This is a genomic window from Paractinoplanes brasiliensis (genome assembly GCF_004362215.1).
GTDB classification, from domain to species: Bacteria; Actinomycetota; Actinomycetes; order Mycobacteriales; family Micromonosporaceae; genus Actinoplanes; species Actinoplanes brasiliensis.
On record NZ_SNWR01000001.1, the window covers coordinates 6,626,471 to 6,641,855 of the forward strand.

Below are 15,385 nucleotides of genomic sequence, written 5' to 3' on the forward strand. Positions count from 1 at the left end.
CCTGCATTCTCGGGAGTGGCCGCCGCCGTGGCCGCACTCGCCGTGCTGGCTGTGCCCGTCGAGGCCCACGCGCGCACCGAAGAAGGGTGTGAGGGCGCCCGTTTCACCGCCACCGCCCAGGCCGACCTTGCGAAGATCACCGTGCTGGACGGCGGGATCCTGCGCCGTGACCTGCCCGCCCTGGCCGACGTGCGGCTCGCCTCGGCCCACGGCAGCGCCGACAGCGAACGCCGCCCGCACCGGACGATCGCCACCGGCCGCTACGCCGACGCCAAGCTCCTGGGCCTGCGCGTCCCGGCCGTCCCGCTGGAGGGAACGGTCGCCGAGAGCCGAGCCCCCTCCAGCCGTGGCCCGGCCGAGATCGACACGCCCGTACGCACCGAGAGCCTGGTCAGCGTCGACGCGGGCGGCTTGGCCACGATCCAGCTGGGGAAGTCGACGGCCGACGCACGCTGGCACGACGCGTACCGCTGCGGAAGGACCGGTCCCCTGACCCGCAGCGCCACCATGCTGGCCGGCGCGCAGTTCCTCGGCGGGGGCGGCGCGACGCCGGCGATCCGCGCGATGCGTCCGGCCGGAACCGGTGCGGCGCCGGGGATCGGCGCGGTGCGTCCGGCCGGAGCGGGCGAGCCGACCAGCCTGCTCAAGCTCGGGCCCGCCGGGTCGACACAGAGCGCCACCGACCTCGTACGCCGGAAGGGTCGTCTCGCCGTGACCGCGGCCGCCGGGGTCGCCCTGTCCGACCTGACGCTGTTCGCCGGTACCGCGCAGGAGGTCTCGATCAAGGTCGTCACCCAGCCCACGCTGACCGTCACGGCGACCGGCGAGCGCGCGCACGACGAGGTCGTCTACCGTCCGGCCGTGCTCAAGGTGGCCGCCGCGGGCAAGCCGCTCGCGACCCTGGACACGAGCGACACCAGCGTCGGCGTCGAGCTGCGGGGTGGTCTCACCGCCGCGTCGCTGCTCTCGGCCCGGATCTCGCTGGGTGCTCCGCGTCAGGAAAGGGCCGGCCGTTCCGTACGGGCGGAGGCCGCGGCTCTGCGAGTCGAGGTGCTGCTGGGCCGGGCGCACCTGCTCGACGTCGCCCTCGGCCAGTTGTTCGCCGAGGCGTCCGCGCCGCCGCTGCTGACCGTCCCGGCCCACGCCCAGCAGCGGACGTACGAGAAGCCGGTGACCGCCACGCCCAGCCCCGCCGGAACGAGCCCGGCCGCCGAGCGTCAGGTGCCGGAAGCCGCGCCGCCGACCAGCCCGCCGGCCGTGCGGACCGTCGCCGAGCCGCAGCTCGAGGAGACGGACGCCCTCGCCCGGACAGGCGCGAACGTCGCCGCCGCGGCCACCGGCGGACTGCTGCTCGTCGTCCTGGGGGTCGTCGCGCTGGCCATGGCCCGCCGCCGCGGCCGGCGTAACTGACCGAACCTGCGGATCCGGGGTCGCGGCTGTCGTCTGCGGCCCCGGACGCCGGGCAGCAGGCCGAGCGCTCAGAGTCCCAGGGGCGCCCGGGCCGGCCCCAGCGCTGTTCCGCAGGGCACCCACCGTTCCCGCGCGGTCATGGCGGCCATCGGGGAACAACCGATGCCGGATCGACCCGGACCTGGCGTCCGACGTCGCTGACATCTAACATTTCAGTTGCCGGGGCACCCGAGCGGGGCGACCGCACGGCGCGGGCGAGGGACGGGGGAGATGTGGAACGGGTGGAGCGCAGGCTGCTGCGGGAGACGGCGTACGAGTCGATCCGGGACGCCGTCGTGCGCGGCGACCTCGCTCCCGGCGCCGTCGTGAACAGTGCCGAGCTGGCCGGCCGGCTCGGGTTGTCCCGTGCCCCCGTGCGTGACGCGCTGGCCCGGCTGGCCGGCGAGGGCCTGGTCGAGACGAAGCCGCAGAGCTACACCCGGGTCACCGAGGTGCTGCCGCGCGAGGTGCGTGACGCCGCCGCCGTGGTGCGCGCGATGCACGAGCTGGCCGCGGCCACCACCGTGGCCCAGCTGACCCCCGGCGACGTGGCGGCGATGCGCGAGGCGAACCGCCGCTTCGAGGCCGCCGGCCGCCGCGGTGACATCGACGCCGCCATGGCCGCCGACGACGAGCTGCACGGCGTGCTCGTGCGGGCCAGCGGCAACCGCGCGCTCGCCGCCACCATCGAGCGCTACACCCCGCTCATCCGCCGCCTGGAGCGCCTGCAGTTCGCGCGGAGCCAGGCCCGCCGTTCGGTCGAGCGGCACGACGACCTCATCGCCGCCTGCGCCGCCGGCGATGTTCCCGAAGCCACCCGCCTCACGTCGCTGATCTGGCGCTCGTTGGAAGAGAGACCCGCATGATCGACTTCGACCGTTATCCGCTGCTGTTCGGCCCCTCCCCGGTGCACCGGCTCGACCGGCTCACCGCTCACCTGGGAGGCGCCGCCGTCTGGGCCAAGCGGGAGGACTGCAACAGCGGCATCGCGTACGGGGGAAACAAGACACGCAAGCTGGAGTATCTGGTCGCCGACGCGCTCGCGCAGGGGTGCGACACGCTGGTCTCGATCGGCGGCGTGCAGTCCAACCACACCCGGCAGGTCGCCGCCGTCGCCGCGCGGGCCGGCCTCAAGTGCGTGCTGGTGCAGGAGAGCTGGGTCGAGTGGCCCGACCCGGTCTACGACAAGGTCGGCAACATCCTGATCAGCCGGCTGGCCGGGGCCGAGGTGCGGCTGGTCCGCTCCGAGTTCGGCATCGGGTTCAAGCAGAGCTGGGAGCAGGCGCTGCGCGACATCGAGGCCTCCGGCGGCAAGCCGTACGCGATCCCGGCCGGCGCTTCCGACCACAAACTCGGCGGCCTGGGCTTCGCCAATTGGGCGTACGAGGTCCAGGCGCAGGAGGAGCAGCTGGGCGTCTTCTTCGACACCGTGATCGTCTGCTCGGTCACCGGCAGCACCCAGGCCGGCATGATCGCCGGGTTCGCCGCCCTCCAGGACGCCGGCGGCCGCCCCCGTCGCGTGCTCGGCATCGACGGCTCGGCCAAGCCCGCCGAGACCCGCGACCAGGTGGCCCGGATCGCCCGCGGCACGGCGGCGCTGATCGGCCTCGAACGCGAGCTGACCGAGGACGAGATCCTGCTCGACGACCGTTACCACGCCGGCACGTACGGCATCCCCGACGAGACCACACTGGAGGCGATGCGCGTGGCCGCCCGTACGGAGGGAATGGTCACCGACCCCGTCTACGAGGGCAAATCGATGGCCGCGCTGATCGACCTGGTGTCCCGCAAGGAGATCCCCGCCGATTCCACCGTCCTGTACGCGCACCTCGGCGGCCAGCCGGCGCTCAACGGCTACAGCGCGCTATTCAGTTAGGGCCTCCCGCAGCCAGTGGTACGAGGCTCGCGGCGTACGGGAAAGGGTGTCGAAGTCGACGTGGACGAGGCCGAACCGTTGTGAATAGCCCTCGGCCCACTCGAAGTTGTCGAGCAGCGACCAGACGAAGTAGCCGCGCACGTCGACACCGGCGGTGATCGCGTCGTGCAGGGCGCGCAGGTGCGAGTCGAGGTAGTCGATGCGGAACCGGTCGTCGGTGTCCTCGCCGGTGGAGCAGCCGTTCTCGGTGATGTAGATCGGGGGCAACGCCTCGCCGTAGGTGTCGCGCAGGCCCGTGAGCAGCTCGGTCAGGCCGGACGGCACCACCGGCCAGCCGAACGCGGTGGTCGGCACACCCTCGATCGGCAGCAGTTCGAACGGCAGCGGCGACTCCCCGGCGGGCGCCCCGACCAGCGTGGGGTTGTAGTAGTTGACGCCCAGCGCGTCGATCGGCGTGCGGATGACCTCCAGGTCGCCCTCGTGCACGACACCGTCGAGGGCGGCGGCGAGGAAATCGGGATACGAGCCCAGCAGCACGGGGTCGTTGAACAGCCGGTTGTGGAAGGCGTCGTACACCGCGGCCGCCGGGGAGTCGTCGGCCGCCCGTACGGGGGTGCAGTTGTTGGTCAGCATGACCTCGGTCGCGCCGGCCGCCCGCAACGCCCGTACGGCCAGGCCGTGCCCGAGCAGCTGGTGGTGGGCGACCGGCAACGCCTCCAGCATCAGCGTGCGGCCGGGGGCGTGGGTGCCGTACGCGTAACCCTGCGCCATGTGCACCACCGGCTCGTTCAGCGTGATCCACCGGCGTACGCGGTCACCGAGCCGCGCCGCCACGACCCCGGCGTAGTCGGCGAACCGCGACGACGTGTCCCGCGACAACCAGCCGCCCTGATCCTCCAGCGCCTGCGGCAGGTCCCAGTGGAACAGCGTCGGCACCGGCTCGATGCCCTTCTCGAGCAGCGCGTCCACCAGCCGGTCGTAGAAGTCGAGACCGGCCTTGTTGGGCTCGCCCGCCCCGGTCGGCTGCACCCGCGGCCAGGCGATCGAGAGCCTGTACGCCCCCACGCCGAGCCCGGCCAGCAGCGCGACGTCCTCGGCGTACCGGTGGTAGTGGTCGCACGCCACGTCGCCGGTGTCCCCGCCGAGCGTCTTGCCCGGCGTGTGCGCGAACGTGTCCCAGACGGACGGCCCGCGCCCGTCCTCGTGCACGGCCCCCTCGATCTGATAGGAGGCGGTCGAGCACCCGAACACGAACCCGTCAGGAAAGCGCGGCAGCGTCATGATCCGACCCTAGTGATGCTCGAGCGCCGAGGCCAGATCGACGCCGTCGAGCCGCGACAGCACCATCTCGCGGAAACGCGGGCACTCCTGGTACTTCTCGTGCTCGCAGCGCAGCCCGTGCTCCAGCAGCGTGCGCGAGAGGGCGAGCCGATCCATGCGCTGCCGCACCTCGTCCAGCTGGTGACGCAGCACCGCCCGCCGGTGTTCACGGTCGGGCGCCGCGAACAACTCGCGCAGGTCGTCCAGGCTGAACCCGGCGTCCTTGCCGATCAGGATCTCGGCCACCCGGGTCTCGTCCGCGCTTGTGTAGACACGCCGCCCATTTCCGGTACGCGCGGGCGACAGCAAACCTTCGTCCTCCCAGTGCCGCAGCACGTGGCCGGCCAGGCCGAACCGTCCGGCCAGCTCGCCGATCGTCAGCTCCATCGGTCCTCCTTGACTTCAGGCCGACCTTAAGTCGCAGACTCCCGTCATGGGCTACCTGAACACCGAAACCCTGATCAAGGCGCTCGACACCGCCGAGTCCACCTCCGACGCCGTCAGCCTGCGGCGGCACACGTACGAGGCTCTGTGGCACACGCCGGGCCGAGCAGTTGTGGACGTCGGCTGTGGCACGGGTCGCGCCGTGTCCGAGTTGGGCGCCGGCGCGGTCGGGATCGACACCGACCCCACGATGCTGGACGCCGCGCGGGCCCGGTTCCCCGGCATCGACGTACGGGAGGCCGACGCGGCTGCCCTGCCGTTCGCCGACGCCTCGGTGCTGGGTTATCGCGCCGACAAGGTCTATCACGTGCTGCCCGACCCCGACGCCGCGCTGGCCGAGGCCCGGCGGGTGCTGGCCCCCGGCGGGCGGATCGTGCTGGTCGGGCAGGACTGGGACGCCGTCGTCATCGAGTCAGGGCTGCCGGCAGTGACCCGGCGGATCGTGCACGCCCGCGCCGACACGATCGAGCACCCGCGGATCGCCCGCTCCTATCGGAACCTGCTGCTCGACCACGGCTTCGACGACGTCACGCTGACCGTGCACACGGCCGTGTTCACCGAACCCGGCGTCCGGAAGTTGCTGACCGGGCATGCCGAAGCCGCACTCGAAGCCGGGGCGATCACCGCGGCCGAGGCGGACGCTTGGCTGGCCGATCAGGCCCGGCGCGCCGAGACCGGCCGCCTGCTCCTGGTCATCCCGATGTTCCTGGCCGCCGCGACCCGCCCTCGACCGTCTGCCGCGTCCCGATGACCGACGGCAGGCGCAGCGTCTCCTCGCCGGCGCTCGGGCCCGACCAGACGTCGCGCCCGGTGGTCCCCGCCAGGACCCCGGGCGCGCCCCCGATGGGTGTTACTTGGTACCGCTGCTGGACAGCGGGCCTGGGGCGGCGGCCGTCTTGCCGCCGTCGGGCCTGATCGCGAACCACTTGCCGTTGAGGCCCTGGCCGTTGATGTCGCCGGCCTTGGCGTCGTCGACGAAGAAGTAGACCGGCCAGCCGTTGATCGTGACCTGGCAGGTGCCGTCGGCCCGCTCGACGTAGCCCACGATCTTGGGGTCGATGCCGTCCGGGAAGATCTTGCCCGGGCTCTTGATCAGCAACGGCGGCCAGGCCGTCGCGCAGTCGCCGTTGCAGTTCGACTTGGGCGGCTTGTTCGAGTCGTTGTCGAAGCGGTACAGCGTACGGCCGGCGCCGTCGGTCACGTACGTGCCGATCTGCTCGTTCTCGGTGGCGTTGAGCTCGACCGTCTTGCTGCCCTTGGTCCGCGACCTCGGCGGGGTGATGTCCTTGTCGGACGGGCCGCTGAAGATCTTGACCCAGCGCTGGGTCTTCGCGACCGTGGGCGCCTTCTTCTGCGCCTGGTTCGCGGTCTCGGCCTGGTTCGCGGCTTCCGCTTCGTTCGCGACCGGCTGCTCGTCCACCGGCGGGTTGGCCTCGATTCCGGCCAGGTCGGGCAGCTCACCCGGGCCCTGCGGATTCGGCGGCGGTTGCGTGCCCTGTCCGTTCTGCGCGTCCTGCCCGTTGTCCTGGATGGCCTGGGTCGCGGCCGCCGGCGCCGGCTCGGGGGCGCCCTGGCTTCCGCAAGCTGAAACCCCCGCCAGGCCGGCGGCCAGAATCGCCGTGACGTAGATCTTCCGCATGGCTGTCTCCCGTCTCAGATCTTCGAGGCCTGACCTCCACACGCCGGCGTTCGCGGGCTGGTTCACCCGGATGTGCCACTTTCGGAAAATCTTGATCCGGGTGGGGGACCTGCGACGTACTCCGAGTAGCCGCAGCACAGTACTTTCATCGATGTCGTTGTCATGAAAGACGTGAGAGTGCCGCGGAAAGAGAAACGGATGCCGTCGAGCCGACAGAGACCGCACCGGGAGGTGGCCGATGAAGCACTGGTCAGATCGTTGTTTCAGGAACATGGACGCGCCATGCTCGCGTATGCCACGCAACTGACCCGAGATCGCGCCGCCGCCGAGGACGTGGTCCAGGAAGCGCTGGTGCGCGCCTGGCGGCACCCCGACAGCCTCAACAACGGCAAGGGCTCCGTACGGGGATGGTTGCTCACGGTCTGCCGCAACATCGTGCTGGACCAGATCCGAGCGCGGAACAGGCGCCCGCTCGAGGCCGCCGAGAGCCCGCCCGACGCCGCCGTCGAACAGGACCACTCCGACCGCATCGTCACGTCGATGGTCGTGGTCGACGCGCTGAGCCGGCTCTCCACCGAGCACCGTGAAGTGCTCGAACAGGTCTACCTCAGAGGCAACACCGTCGCCGAGGCCGCGGAGGCGCTCGGCATCCCGCCCGGGACGGTCAAATCCCGATCCTTCTATGCGTTGCGGGCCTTGCGCGAGGCCGGCACGGAACGGTTGGCATCATGAGCACGCCGGAGAGCGCGAACAACACGGCGAACGAGCACGTCGACATCGCCGGCTACCTGCTGGAAATGCTCTCTGAGGACGAGAAGGCCCGCGCCGACGCCCACCTGGCGGGCTGCGCCGAGTGCCGGGCCGAACGCGACTCCCTGCGCGAATGGTCCGACCAGCTCGGCGGGGTGCCCGACGCGATGCTCCTCGACGGCCCGCCCGACGACGCCGACCTGCTGCTGCAGCGCACGCTGCGCCAGGTGCGCCGCGAGTCGTCCGGCCGCCGTTACAAGCGGGTCGCCACGGCGACGTCGATCGCCGCCGCGGTGGCCGCGATCGCGGTCGTCGGGGGCGTGCTGGTCGGGCGGGGGACGGCGCCCTCCACCGAGCCGCTGGCCCAGCCGACAGCGACCCTCTCGGTGCCGGCCGGCGCGCGGGTCGGCTCCGGGACGGACGCGTCCACCGGCGCCCGCATGGAAGTGGCGGTGACACCCGCCGCGGGCTGGGTCCGGGTGACGGCCACGGTCGGGGGCATCCCCGCCGGTCAGAAATGCGTGCTCGAGGTGGTCGGCCGCGACGGCTCCACCGCGGTCGCCGGCAGCTGGCTGGTGTCCGAGGCCGGTGAGACGGGAGGGACGACGCTCAACGGCAGCGCCCTGATCGACCCCGAACAGGTCCAGGCCGTACGCGTCGTCAACACCACCGGGAAGCAGTTCGTGTCGGTCGACGTCTGAGCATCGGGCCAGGGCGTGCCGCCGGTTGGCGTCCGAGCCGGTTGGTGAGCGCGTCCTGGCGCTCGGCGTCCGAGTTGCCGGCCAGCGCGTCCTCGCGGCCCTCGTTCGAGTTGTCGGCGGGCGCGTCTTGGCGGTCCTCGTTCGAGCTGCGGATCAGCGCAGGACGGTCAGCGCGTCGGCCAGGACGTCCTGCGCGTGGAAGACGTCCACCTCGTTCTGCTGCAGCGGCCCACCCGGTTCGGTGAGCCGCGCGGCCTCGGCGCCCCCGGCGTAGAACGGCGCGAACCCCATGTCCCGGATCAACACCGTCGTCGCGCGCCGCGCGTCCTGATGATCGCTGCACAGGAACTCGGCCAGCAACGGATCGTGGCCGCGCCGCCGCTCCAGCGTGGCCGCCGGCAACGTGTTGAGCGCCTTCGCCCAATGCGCCTTCGGCGCCAGCTGCGCCAGCTGCTCGAACCCGCTGACCCCGCCCAGCTGCTGCCCGGTCGGGTTGGTGGCGTCGATGACGATTTTGCCGTCCAGCGTCGTCCCGGCCAGCTCGATCGCCTCGTAGGCCGACTCCCAGTTCGGCGAGAACAACACCACATCCGCGAACTCCGCCGTCTGCGCGACGGGCAACGCCTGCCCGTGCCCGAACAGGTGATCCACCACGTCCGCCAGCCGCTCGGGATGCCGCGACGACACCGCCACGTCGTGCCCGCTCTGAGCGCACCATTCGGCCAGCGTCGAACCGAGCTGACCCGCCCCGATAACGCCGATGTGCATGCCACCAGCGTGCCTTCTCACGCCGTTTCCCGAGGGGTGAATCCGATTTTCCGTACGCGTGGTCACCCCGGTCGTGGGCGGTCTGTACTACCGGCGTGACGCCGTGCGGCGGGGCAGGGGCAAGGCTCAGTGCCGGCTCCGTTGATCCACTGATGTCCTTGCCAGGGGCGGGTCCCTACGTTGGTGAGGCTGACCTTGCAGCGCCGGGGGTCGGTACGTGTTCACCCGGACGGCCATCGCCGTCGACGCGAGTTGAGAGAGACTTCGATGGATTCTGTTGCGAACCGTGTGGTGGGTCCCGGGGAACGGCGAGACGACGAAGGCAGCGGCGCCGGCGCAGGCCGACTCTCGCTGCGCCGGCTCTATCTGCTCAGGGCGGGTTACGCCTTCCTCGGGATTGGCTTGGCCGTGGTCGAATGGCGGGGAGTATTCAATTCCGTGCATTCGCAACCCCTGATGGACGGGGTAGTCGACTGCATGCTCGTCGCGTTGTCCCTCCTTGCTCTCCTGGGGATTCGGTACCCGGTGCGGATGCTGCCGGTCCTTCTGTTCGAATCGGCCTGGAAGCTGATCTGGCTGACCGTCGTCGGACTGCCACTGTGGATCTCTGACGATATGGACCCGGCTGCCCGCGAAGTGGTCTACTCGTGCCTCTTGGTCGTGGTTGTCCTTGCCGTCATTCCGTGGGTCCATGTGCACAGCCACTACGTGGTGAACCGGGGAGAGCGGTGGCGTTAGCTCCGGACAGGGCAACCGCACTCGATCGAAACCCTGTCTGTTACGAGGCATCGCAGACTCGGTTCGGCTCAGCGGTCGGACGCGGACATCCAACCGGCGATCTGGGCCCGCGTGTTGAAGCCGAGCTTGTTGAGGATGTTGCGGACGTGGCTCTCGACGGTGCGTTCGGAGATGAACAGGCGTCCACCGATCTCCCTGTTGGTCAGGCCGTCGGCGATCAGCCGCGCGACCTCGGCCTCACGAGGCCGGAGGACTCCGGTGCCGGCGTTGTCCCGGGACACGGCGGCCGGGGCGCTTTCGCGTAGCGCGAGCCGGATCGCGGACTGTCGGCTCAGTCCCTGCCCGGCAGCGAATTCCGATCGGAATCCCGTTACGCCCAGCGACGCCCGCGCCGTGGCGGTGGCGTGGGCCAGCACCGGGGCAAGCACCGCGTTGATGGTGGCTCCCACCTCGGCGCGGAGGGTTTCTGTCGCGCCGAGCAGTCGTGCCGCCAACAAGGGCTCGCCCGCGGTGGCCGCACCTGCCGCGAGGCCGCCGAGGAGGTAGCACTGCGCGACACGGTCGTCCAACTGGCGGGCGAGACGCAGGCTTTCGGTGAACAGTGGCCTGGACCCGTCCTGGTCGCCGCGCAGCAGGGCCGCGAGGCCCTGGTTCATCAGCATCATGCCGAGGCTGTACAGGTCGCCCGCCTCCCTGCTCAGCCGCGCCCCCTCGGCGGCCGCGGATCCGACCGCGTCGAGGTCGCCGGCGAGCAGCCCGTTGAGTGCCTGTGCCTGACGTGTCATGAGGGCAGCGCCGAGATCGTCCAGCGTGTTGTTCACGGTGCGGGCCTCCTCGAGCAGCCGCACCGAGATCGCGCGGTCACCGGACATGCTCGCGGCGATCGACGCCATGGCCAGCGACTGCGCCAGCACCTCCCGTTGGCCGGTGGCCCGTGCCGAGGTCACGGCCCGATCGAGAACCGGTGCCGCCGCGGCCGGGTCGTTCTGCAGCACGCCCAGGAACCCGCGGGCGAAGTAGGCCCACGGGTGAGCGTCGGGCTCAGGGTCGCTGACAAGCAGTCTGTCGAGCCACCGCACCCCCTCGGTCGTGGCGCGCGTGATCCAGTACCAGATCAGGCTGGTGGCAAGTTCGAGGCCGCGTCGAGTGTCGCCCTGGTCGACACGCCTGTGCAGGGTGGCCCGGATGTTGTCGATCTCCTGATCCATCCACGGCAACCACTGCGGGAGGCTGGACCTGCCCTCGGCCGCGAAGCGCCGGCAGCGGGACAGGTAGTGGTCGAAGCAGCGTCGTTCGACGGTCTCCTCCTCGCCTGCTTCGCGCAACCTGAGCCGTGCGTACTCCCGCACCGTCTCGTGCAGCCGGTAGCAGGCGATGCTCGCGTCCTCCTCCTTGACCAGCAGGGATTTGTCCAGCAACGATGACAGCACGTCCAGCACGAGTGCCGCCGGGACGTCGCCGCTACCGCACACCGCCTCGGCGTCATCGAGGGTGAACCGGGCCGCGAAGACACACAGCCGCGCCAGCAACCTGCGCTCGGTCGGCGAGAGCAGGTCGTAGCTCCACTCGACCGAGGTGCGCAGCGTCTGGTGACGTGGCAGCGCGGTCCGGTCGCCGGTGGTGAGCAGCTCGAAACGATCGCTGAGCCGGTCGCGGATCTGCTGCGGGCTCAGCGCCCGCGTCCGGACGGCCGCCAGCTCGATCGCCAAGGGAAGCCCGTCCAGCCGGCGGCACAGCTCGACGACAGTGGCGTGGTTGTCAGCGGTCAGCTCGAAGCTGCCCGAGGCCGCTGCTGCCCGCTCCACGAACAGTTGGACCGCCTCGTTGAAGCGCAACTGCGCCAGCGGTTCAGGGTCGTCCGGCGGTGGCAGTTGAAGCGATGGAACGGGCAGCACATGCTCGCCGGCTGTCGACAGCGGCTCCCGGCTGGTTGCCAGCACACGGACTCCCGGCGCCGCCCTCATGAGGTCATTGACCAGGTGGGCGACCGCCGGCAGGACGTGCTCGCAGTTGTCCACGACCAGCAGCAGTTCCTTGTCGCTCAGATAGGAGCGCAGCAGGGCCGTCGGATTTACGGCTGCTTGGTCGCGTAGGTCCAGGGCGGCCAGCACGGCGTTGCCCACCAGGGCCTGATCGCCGATCTCGGCGAGTTCCACCATCCAGATACCGCCCGGGAAACCACGACCGAGGTCGTTGGCCGCGCGGATCGCCAGCCTGGTCTTGCCGACTCCGCCCGGCCCGACCAGGCTGACCAGCCGCCCGGCCGCCAACCTCTTCTTGATCTCGGCCAGTTCGCCCCGGCGGCCGACGAAGCTCGTCGTCTCCGCCGGCAGGTTGCCCGGTCGCCGAGGCTGCAGCACGGGGCAAACCTACTACTCAGCGGGGCTGCGAGACCGCCTGATGCTGTCCCGGCGGATCAGCTCGGCCGGGATGTGCGACCTTCCGCAAGCGTCGCCGCGCACTGTGCTGGGTTGGTGTTCGTTACAGGATGCGGCGGATGCCGGCGCCTGCGTTGACCACGGCGGGTACGGCCGCGGTGGGATCGAGGCGGGTTCGCAGGGTGGGGGTCCAGCCGGCGTCGGGGTCAGGTGGGGGCCGTGGGCGGCGTTGCAGGCGGCCACCAGGTCGACCGGCACGACGGCCCGCTTCGCCGGCAGTTGTTGCTTTCGATGGCCCACCTCACGCGGGAGAGGCGGCGTTCGGGTCGGTGGGCTGTCAGAGGTGGCGGTCGGGGGACCATTTGTCGGCGCCACGCAGGAAGGCGGGAACGGTCCGCGTCGCGGCCTCGACCGGGGTCAACTGGGGACGGTCGGGAGAAGGGCAAGCGCCGCGGCCGTGGTTGCGGTATTCGGCGAAGCGGGCCTCCTGCCACGGCCACGTACCGAAATCGCTCCAGGCGGTCGCCCCGATGTGCGCGTCGATGCGCGAGTCCCGGATGATTGTCTGGCCGACGGCGTCCGGGTCCTGGCTGGGGTGCCACGGGCGGCCGAGGAAGACGCTCGCCTCGGGGGCGCCGGACGTGAACGCGCACCGGGCGAACAGGAAACCGTGCGGGCTGCTGGTATCCGTGCTCGGGGCGGTGACGTAACCCCGCGGCGTCGACTCCCGGTCCAGCGAGTGGATGCGGCACCGGTCGAAGACAGCCGTGGCCCGGCCGAAGATGAAGTCGACATCACCCTCGACGTAGCAGTCCCGGAAGTACGCGCGGGCGATCGTGCCGGCGGCGGAACTGTTCGCATACAGCGTGTCCTGGTTGCCGAGGAAGCGTACGCGGGTGAAAGCCACCCGATCGGCGCGCGTGAGAACGGCGACCGCCTGCCGGCTGGTGATCTCGGGGTGGGCGGCCTCGTCGAACAGGTTCGCGAACGTCACGTTGTGCGCCCGGAAGTCACGCCCGTCCACAGTGACCGACGCGCTGCCGGTAGTTCCCCACGTGCCACCGTCCGGGTTCGGCGTCCCATTGGCCCGATCGTCCGCGATCACCACGTCGGCCGGCCGCTCGCCGAGCCCGACAATGGTGATCAGTGGACGGTCCGAGGGGATGACAACCCTTCCCGTGTACGTTCCGGGCCGAACCGCGATCACGAAGGGCGCGCTGTTTCCCGCGGGAACGGCATCGACGGCTTCCTGAATCCCGGCAAAGTCCCCGCTTCCGTCAGAGGCCACGACCACCCGGCGACCCGGCCCGCCCCCGCCGCCGGCGCCTGCTCCGCCGCCGCCCACGTTGCTCACGGTCACGCCGCCCACGTCGCTCGCCCCGCTCAGGTCGTTCGCGCTGCCCGCCGACGCGGAAACGGCCCGCCCGCCGAAGAGCGAAGCCACCGTGACGGCCCCCGCAGAGGCCCCAAGAAACGTCCGCCGGCGCATGCCAAGTCTCCAACCGCTCGCCAAAACCCTTGAGGTAAGCCCTTTCCTGGCGAACCGTAGGCGTCTCGAGAGGCGTGGGTCAATGCAATGCCGAGAACCTGCAAACACGCCGTGCACCCAGGCCGAGTCCTTCCAGGTGGACACCATGATCTGCAACAAAAGCGCCGCCCGCCGCCACCGAAGGCGCCCGGAGGGTTCCGACCGTCCGTCGGTGTCCCAGCAGCCGGCGGAACAGCGCAACTTCGTCAAGGTGGACAAGGGCAACGACCCGCAGACGGCGAAGCCGGAGGCGTGTCACAGCTTCGCGCCGGACACCCGGGTGCTGATGGCCGACGGCACCACCAGGCCCATCGCCGAGGTCAACGTCGGCGACAAGGTGACCACGACGGACCCATCGACGGGGCAGAGCAGTGACCAGCAGGTGACGCTGCTGCACGCCAACCGTGACCGGGAACTGACCGACGTCACGGTATCGACGGCGCCCGCCGCGGCACCCCGTACGGAGGGCGAGGGCAAGGGTGGCCGCAGCACGCGCGGCCCCACCGAATCGACGCTGGAGACCACAGCTCACCACCCGTTCTGGGACGCCACTGCCGGCGCCTGGGTCGATGCCGCGGAACTCACCCCGGGCACGTCCACGCTGGTCGGCCCCGACGGCCAAATCCAGTACGTAACCGCAGTACACAACTTCACCGGCACCGAGGTGATGCGCGACCTCACCGTCGCCACCACCCACACGTACTATGTGCTCGCCGGCACAACGCCAGTCCTCGTCCACAACAACGATGCCGCTTTCGCAGGGAGGGCATGCGATGTTCCTCGCTTGGGGCGTAGTGCTGAGCGGATCAATGGTTCGCTCGATCCCATCGCTCGATCGCAGCGAGACACGGTGGTGATGAGTACCGATAATGGGCCAGACCTAGTGGCCTCCGGCGTCCGTGACATTGACCCACGTCAGCGAGCTGCGATGGGTGGTTCCGAACTGGAAGCGCGGCTTCCTGGACATCATGCTGAGGTAACCGCAAATGAGCGGGCGAAAGACCTTGGGCTGAGTCCGCGGGCGCTATCCAGTTATCCGCACGCAATCTGCCCAGCCTGTCGTCAGTACCTAGAAGAAGAAGGCTATAGAATCTCGTCCGATGGGATGAGCGCTGTTATGCGTACCTTCGGAAAGGAGAACTGATGGTGGTCCCGGTGCGCTTTGACTCTCAGCGGCTACGCGAAGACCTTGTCAACCTTGCCCCGTGGCAACGTGTCGCCTTTGCAGTTGGCTGTGTTGAGGTGCTTATACCTGCATACTTGAAATTCAGTGAGTTGGAGCAGGTCGGCGATCCGGTCCTGGTCCGGACCTCAGTGGACGCAGTCTGGTCAGGGCTGCAGGGCGGCGACATGAGCGGCGCCGCATCGGAGCTTCCTACGCCGGATTCGATAAAGGAACTGTTGCCGGCTGAAGAAGACTGGAATGAGTGGGCGCCGCAGGCGGAAGATGCCATTGCCTCGCTCGTCTACCTCTTGGAACTTATGCGTGACGATAATGTTGACCTCGCTGTCTACGCTGCTGAGCGAGCATATTCGGCCGCAGACGAGTTCGAAGCACGAGAACAGGATCTAGAGGTTCTTGGAAGGGATGCTGGTGAGGCGCTCTTGCAGGCTTCGTCGATCCAAGCCGAACTGCAACGGCAGGTGGATGCCTTAGATGCCTTGCAAGATCCCGCGGCCGACTCCTCTATAATTTCCGGTCTGCGGGCCGCTGCGATGCAAGTACCTGTTGGCGGTCCGACGTAGGCCAGCTAGTGTCCTGCGCCGTTAATTCGTTGAATTAATGTAGAGTTC

At 70.0% G+C, this 15,385-nt stretch carries 15 protein-coding genes; 9 read left to right on the top strand and 6 right to left on the bottom strand.

Annotated features, from left to right (window positions below):
* Nucleotides 1–27: 27 nt before the first annotated feature.
* The 3 genes from C8E87_RS29725 to C8E87_RS29735 all read left to right on the top strand — a co-directional run bounded on the left by C8E87_RS29725 (nucleotide 28) and on the right by C8E87_RS29735 (nucleotide 3,325).
* Complete coding sequence (locus tag C8E87_RS29725) at nucleotides 28–1,410, top strand: hypothetical protein (protein ID WP_166661286.1); 1,383 nt, start codon at nucleotides 28–30, stop codon at nucleotides 1,408–1,410.
* Nucleotides 1,411–1,682: 272 nt separating this feature from the next.
* Nucleotides 1,683–2,315 carry a GntR family transcriptional regulator gene (locus C8E87_RS29730; RefSeq protein ID WP_203720910.1) on the top strand — a complete coding sequence of 211 codons (633 nt, stop codon included), beginning with the start codon at nucleotides 1,683–1,685 and terminating at the stop codon, nucleotides 2,313–2,315.
* Nucleotides 2,312–3,325 carry a 1-aminocyclopropane-1-carboxylate deaminase gene (locus tag C8E87_RS29735; protein WP_133876139.1) on the top strand — a complete coding sequence of 338 codons (1,014 nt, stop codon included), beginning with the start codon at nucleotides 2,312–2,314 and terminating at the stop codon, nucleotides 3,323–3,325. The genes C8E87_RS29730 and C8E87_RS29735 overlap by 4 nt, the downstream gene beginning before the upstream one ends.
* On the opposite strand, the gene C8E87_RS29740 is transcribed toward C8E87_RS29735, so the two are convergent.
* Entirely contained in the window at nucleotides 3,314–4,606 is a 1,293-nt protein-coding gene (locus C8E87_RS29740) for a GH1 family beta-glucosidase (RefSeq protein ID WP_133876140.1), read from the bottom strand. The genes C8E87_RS29735 and C8E87_RS29740 overlap by 12 nt on opposite strands.
* 9 nt (nucleotides 4,607–4,615) lie before the next feature.
* Nucleotides 4,616–5,032, bottom strand: a complete 417-nt coding sequence (locus C8E87_RS29745; RefSeq protein WP_133876141.1) for a MerR family transcriptional regulator — start codon at nucleotides 5,030–5,032, stop codon at nucleotides 4,616–4,618.
* Nucleotides 5,033–5,078: 46 nt separating this feature from the next.
* Here C8E87_RS29745 and C8E87_RS29750 point away from each other — a divergent pair, with 46 nt between their 5' ends.
* A complete protein-coding gene (locus C8E87_RS29750; protein ID WP_133876142.1) occupies nucleotides 5,079–5,840 on the top strand; it encodes a methyltransferase domain-containing protein in 762 nt (253 codons plus the stop codon).
* A 99-nt stretch (nucleotides 5,841–5,939) separates the two neighbouring features.
* Here the strand turns inward: C8E87_RS29750 and C8E87_RS29755 are convergent, their stop codons facing one another.
* Nucleotides 5,940–6,728 carry a COG4315 family predicted lipoprotein gene (locus C8E87_RS29755; protein ID WP_133876143.1) on the bottom strand — a complete coding sequence of 263 codons (789 nt, stop codon included), beginning with the start codon at nucleotides 6,726–6,728 and terminating at the stop codon, nucleotides 5,940–5,942.
* Between the two features lie 198 nt (nucleotides 6,729–6,926).
* Here C8E87_RS29755 and C8E87_RS29760 point away from each other — a divergent pair, with 198 nt between their 5' ends.
* Entirely contained in the window at nucleotides 6,927–7,460 is a 534-nt protein-coding gene (locus C8E87_RS29760) for a sigma-70 family RNA polymerase sigma factor (protein WP_133876144.1), read from the top strand.
* A complete protein-coding gene (locus tag C8E87_RS29765; RefSeq protein ID WP_133876145.1) occupies nucleotides 7,457–8,179 on the top strand; it encodes an anti-sigma factor family protein in 723 nt (240 codons plus the stop codon). Before C8E87_RS29760 ends, C8E87_RS29765 begins: the two co-directional genes overlap by 4 nt.
* Before the next feature lie 153 nt (nucleotides 8,180–8,332).
* Here the strand turns inward: C8E87_RS29765 and C8E87_RS29770 are convergent, their stop codons facing one another.
* Complete coding sequence (locus tag C8E87_RS29770; protein WP_133876146.1) at nucleotides 8,333–8,947, bottom strand: NADPH-dependent F420 reductase; 615 nt, start codon at nucleotides 8,945–8,947, stop codon at nucleotides 8,333–8,335.
* Nucleotides 8,948–9,214: 267 nt separating this feature from the next.
* Between C8E87_RS29770 and C8E87_RS29775 the strand changes: the two genes are divergently transcribed.
* The gene (locus tag C8E87_RS29775; protein ID WP_133876147.1) at nucleotides 9,215–9,685 is read left to right on the top strand and encodes a hypothetical protein; all 471 of its coding nucleotides are present in this window, start codon (nucleotides 9,215–9,217) and stop codon (nucleotides 9,683–9,685) included.
* 68 nt (nucleotides 9,686–9,753) lie between these two features.
* Here the strand turns inward: C8E87_RS29775 and C8E87_RS29780 are convergent, their stop codons facing one another.
* Together C8E87_RS29780 and C8E87_RS29785 are read right to left on the bottom strand one after the other, a co-directional pair.
* The gene (locus C8E87_RS29780) at nucleotides 9,754–12,045 is read right to left on the bottom strand and encodes an ATP-binding protein (RefSeq protein ID WP_133876148.1); all 2,292 of its coding nucleotides are present in this window, start codon (nucleotides 12,043–12,045) and stop codon (nucleotides 9,754–9,756) included.
* A gap of 355 nt (nucleotides 12,046–12,400) precedes the next feature.
* Nucleotides 12,401–13,507 carry a pectinesterase family protein gene (locus C8E87_RS29785; RefSeq protein WP_239080589.1) on the bottom strand — a complete coding sequence of 369 codons (1,107 nt, stop codon included), beginning with the start codon at nucleotides 13,505–13,507 and terminating at the stop codon, nucleotides 12,401–12,403.
* A 256-nt stretch (nucleotides 13,508–13,763) separates the two neighbouring features.
* Here C8E87_RS29785 and C8E87_RS29790 point away from each other — a divergent pair, with 256 nt between their 5' ends.
* Together C8E87_RS29790 and C8E87_RS29795 are read left to right on the top strand one after the other, a co-directional pair.
* The gene (locus tag C8E87_RS29790) at nucleotides 13,764–14,735 is read left to right on the top strand and encodes a Hint domain-containing protein (protein WP_166661287.1); all 972 of its coding nucleotides are present in this window, start codon (nucleotides 13,764–13,766) and stop codon (nucleotides 14,733–14,735) included.
* Entirely contained in the window at nucleotides 14,735–15,337 is a 603-nt protein-coding gene (locus tag C8E87_RS29795) for a DUF416 family protein (protein WP_133876151.1), read from the top strand. Before C8E87_RS29790 ends, C8E87_RS29795 begins: the two co-directional genes overlap by 1 nt.
* Nucleotides 15,338–15,385: the final 48 nt, after the last annotated feature.

What these genes read in the sequence shown, in the direction of transcription:
- C8E87_RS29770 (WP_133876146.1), bottom strand. Translation starts at nt 8,947, where the DNA reads ATGCACATCGGCGTTATCGGGGCGGGTCAGCTCGGTTCGACGCTGGCC.
- C8E87_RS29775 (WP_133876147.1), top strand. Translation starts at nt 9,215, where the DNA reads ATGGATTCTGTTGCGAACCGTGTGGTGGGTCCCGGGGAACGGCGAGAC.
- C8E87_RS29755 (WP_133876143.1), bottom strand. Translation starts at nt 6,728, where the DNA reads ATGCGGAAGATCTACGTCACGGCGATTCTGGCCGCCGGCCTGGCGGGG.
- C8E87_RS29765 (WP_133876145.1), top strand. Translation starts at nt 7,457, where the DNA reads ATGAGCACGCCGGAGAGCGCGAACAACACGGCGAACGAGCACGTCGAC.
- C8E87_RS29735 (WP_133876139.1), top strand. Translation starts at nt 2,312, where the DNA reads ATGATCGACTTCGACCGTTATCCGCTGCTGTTCGGCCCCTCCCCGGTG.
- C8E87_RS29740 (WP_133876140.1), bottom strand. Translation starts at nt 4,606, where the DNA reads ATGACGCTGCCGCGCTTTCCTGACGGGTTCGTGTTCGGGTGCTCGACC.
- C8E87_RS29750 (WP_133876142.1), top strand. Translation starts at nt 5,079, where the DNA reads ATGGGCTACCTGAACACCGAAACCCTGATCAAGGCGCTCGACACCGCC.
- C8E87_RS29745 (WP_133876141.1), bottom strand. Translation starts at nt 5,032, where the DNA reads ATGGAGCTGACGATCGGCGAGCTGGCCGGACGGTTCGGCCTGGCCGGC.
- C8E87_RS29795 (WP_133876151.1), top strand. Translation starts at nt 14,735, where the DNA reads ATGGTGGTCCCGGTGCGCTTTGACTCTCAGCGGCTACGCGAAGACCTT.
- C8E87_RS29760 (WP_133876144.1), top strand. Translation starts at nt 6,927, where the DNA reads ATGCCGTCGAGCCGACAGAGACCGCACCGGGAGGTGGCCGATGAAGCA.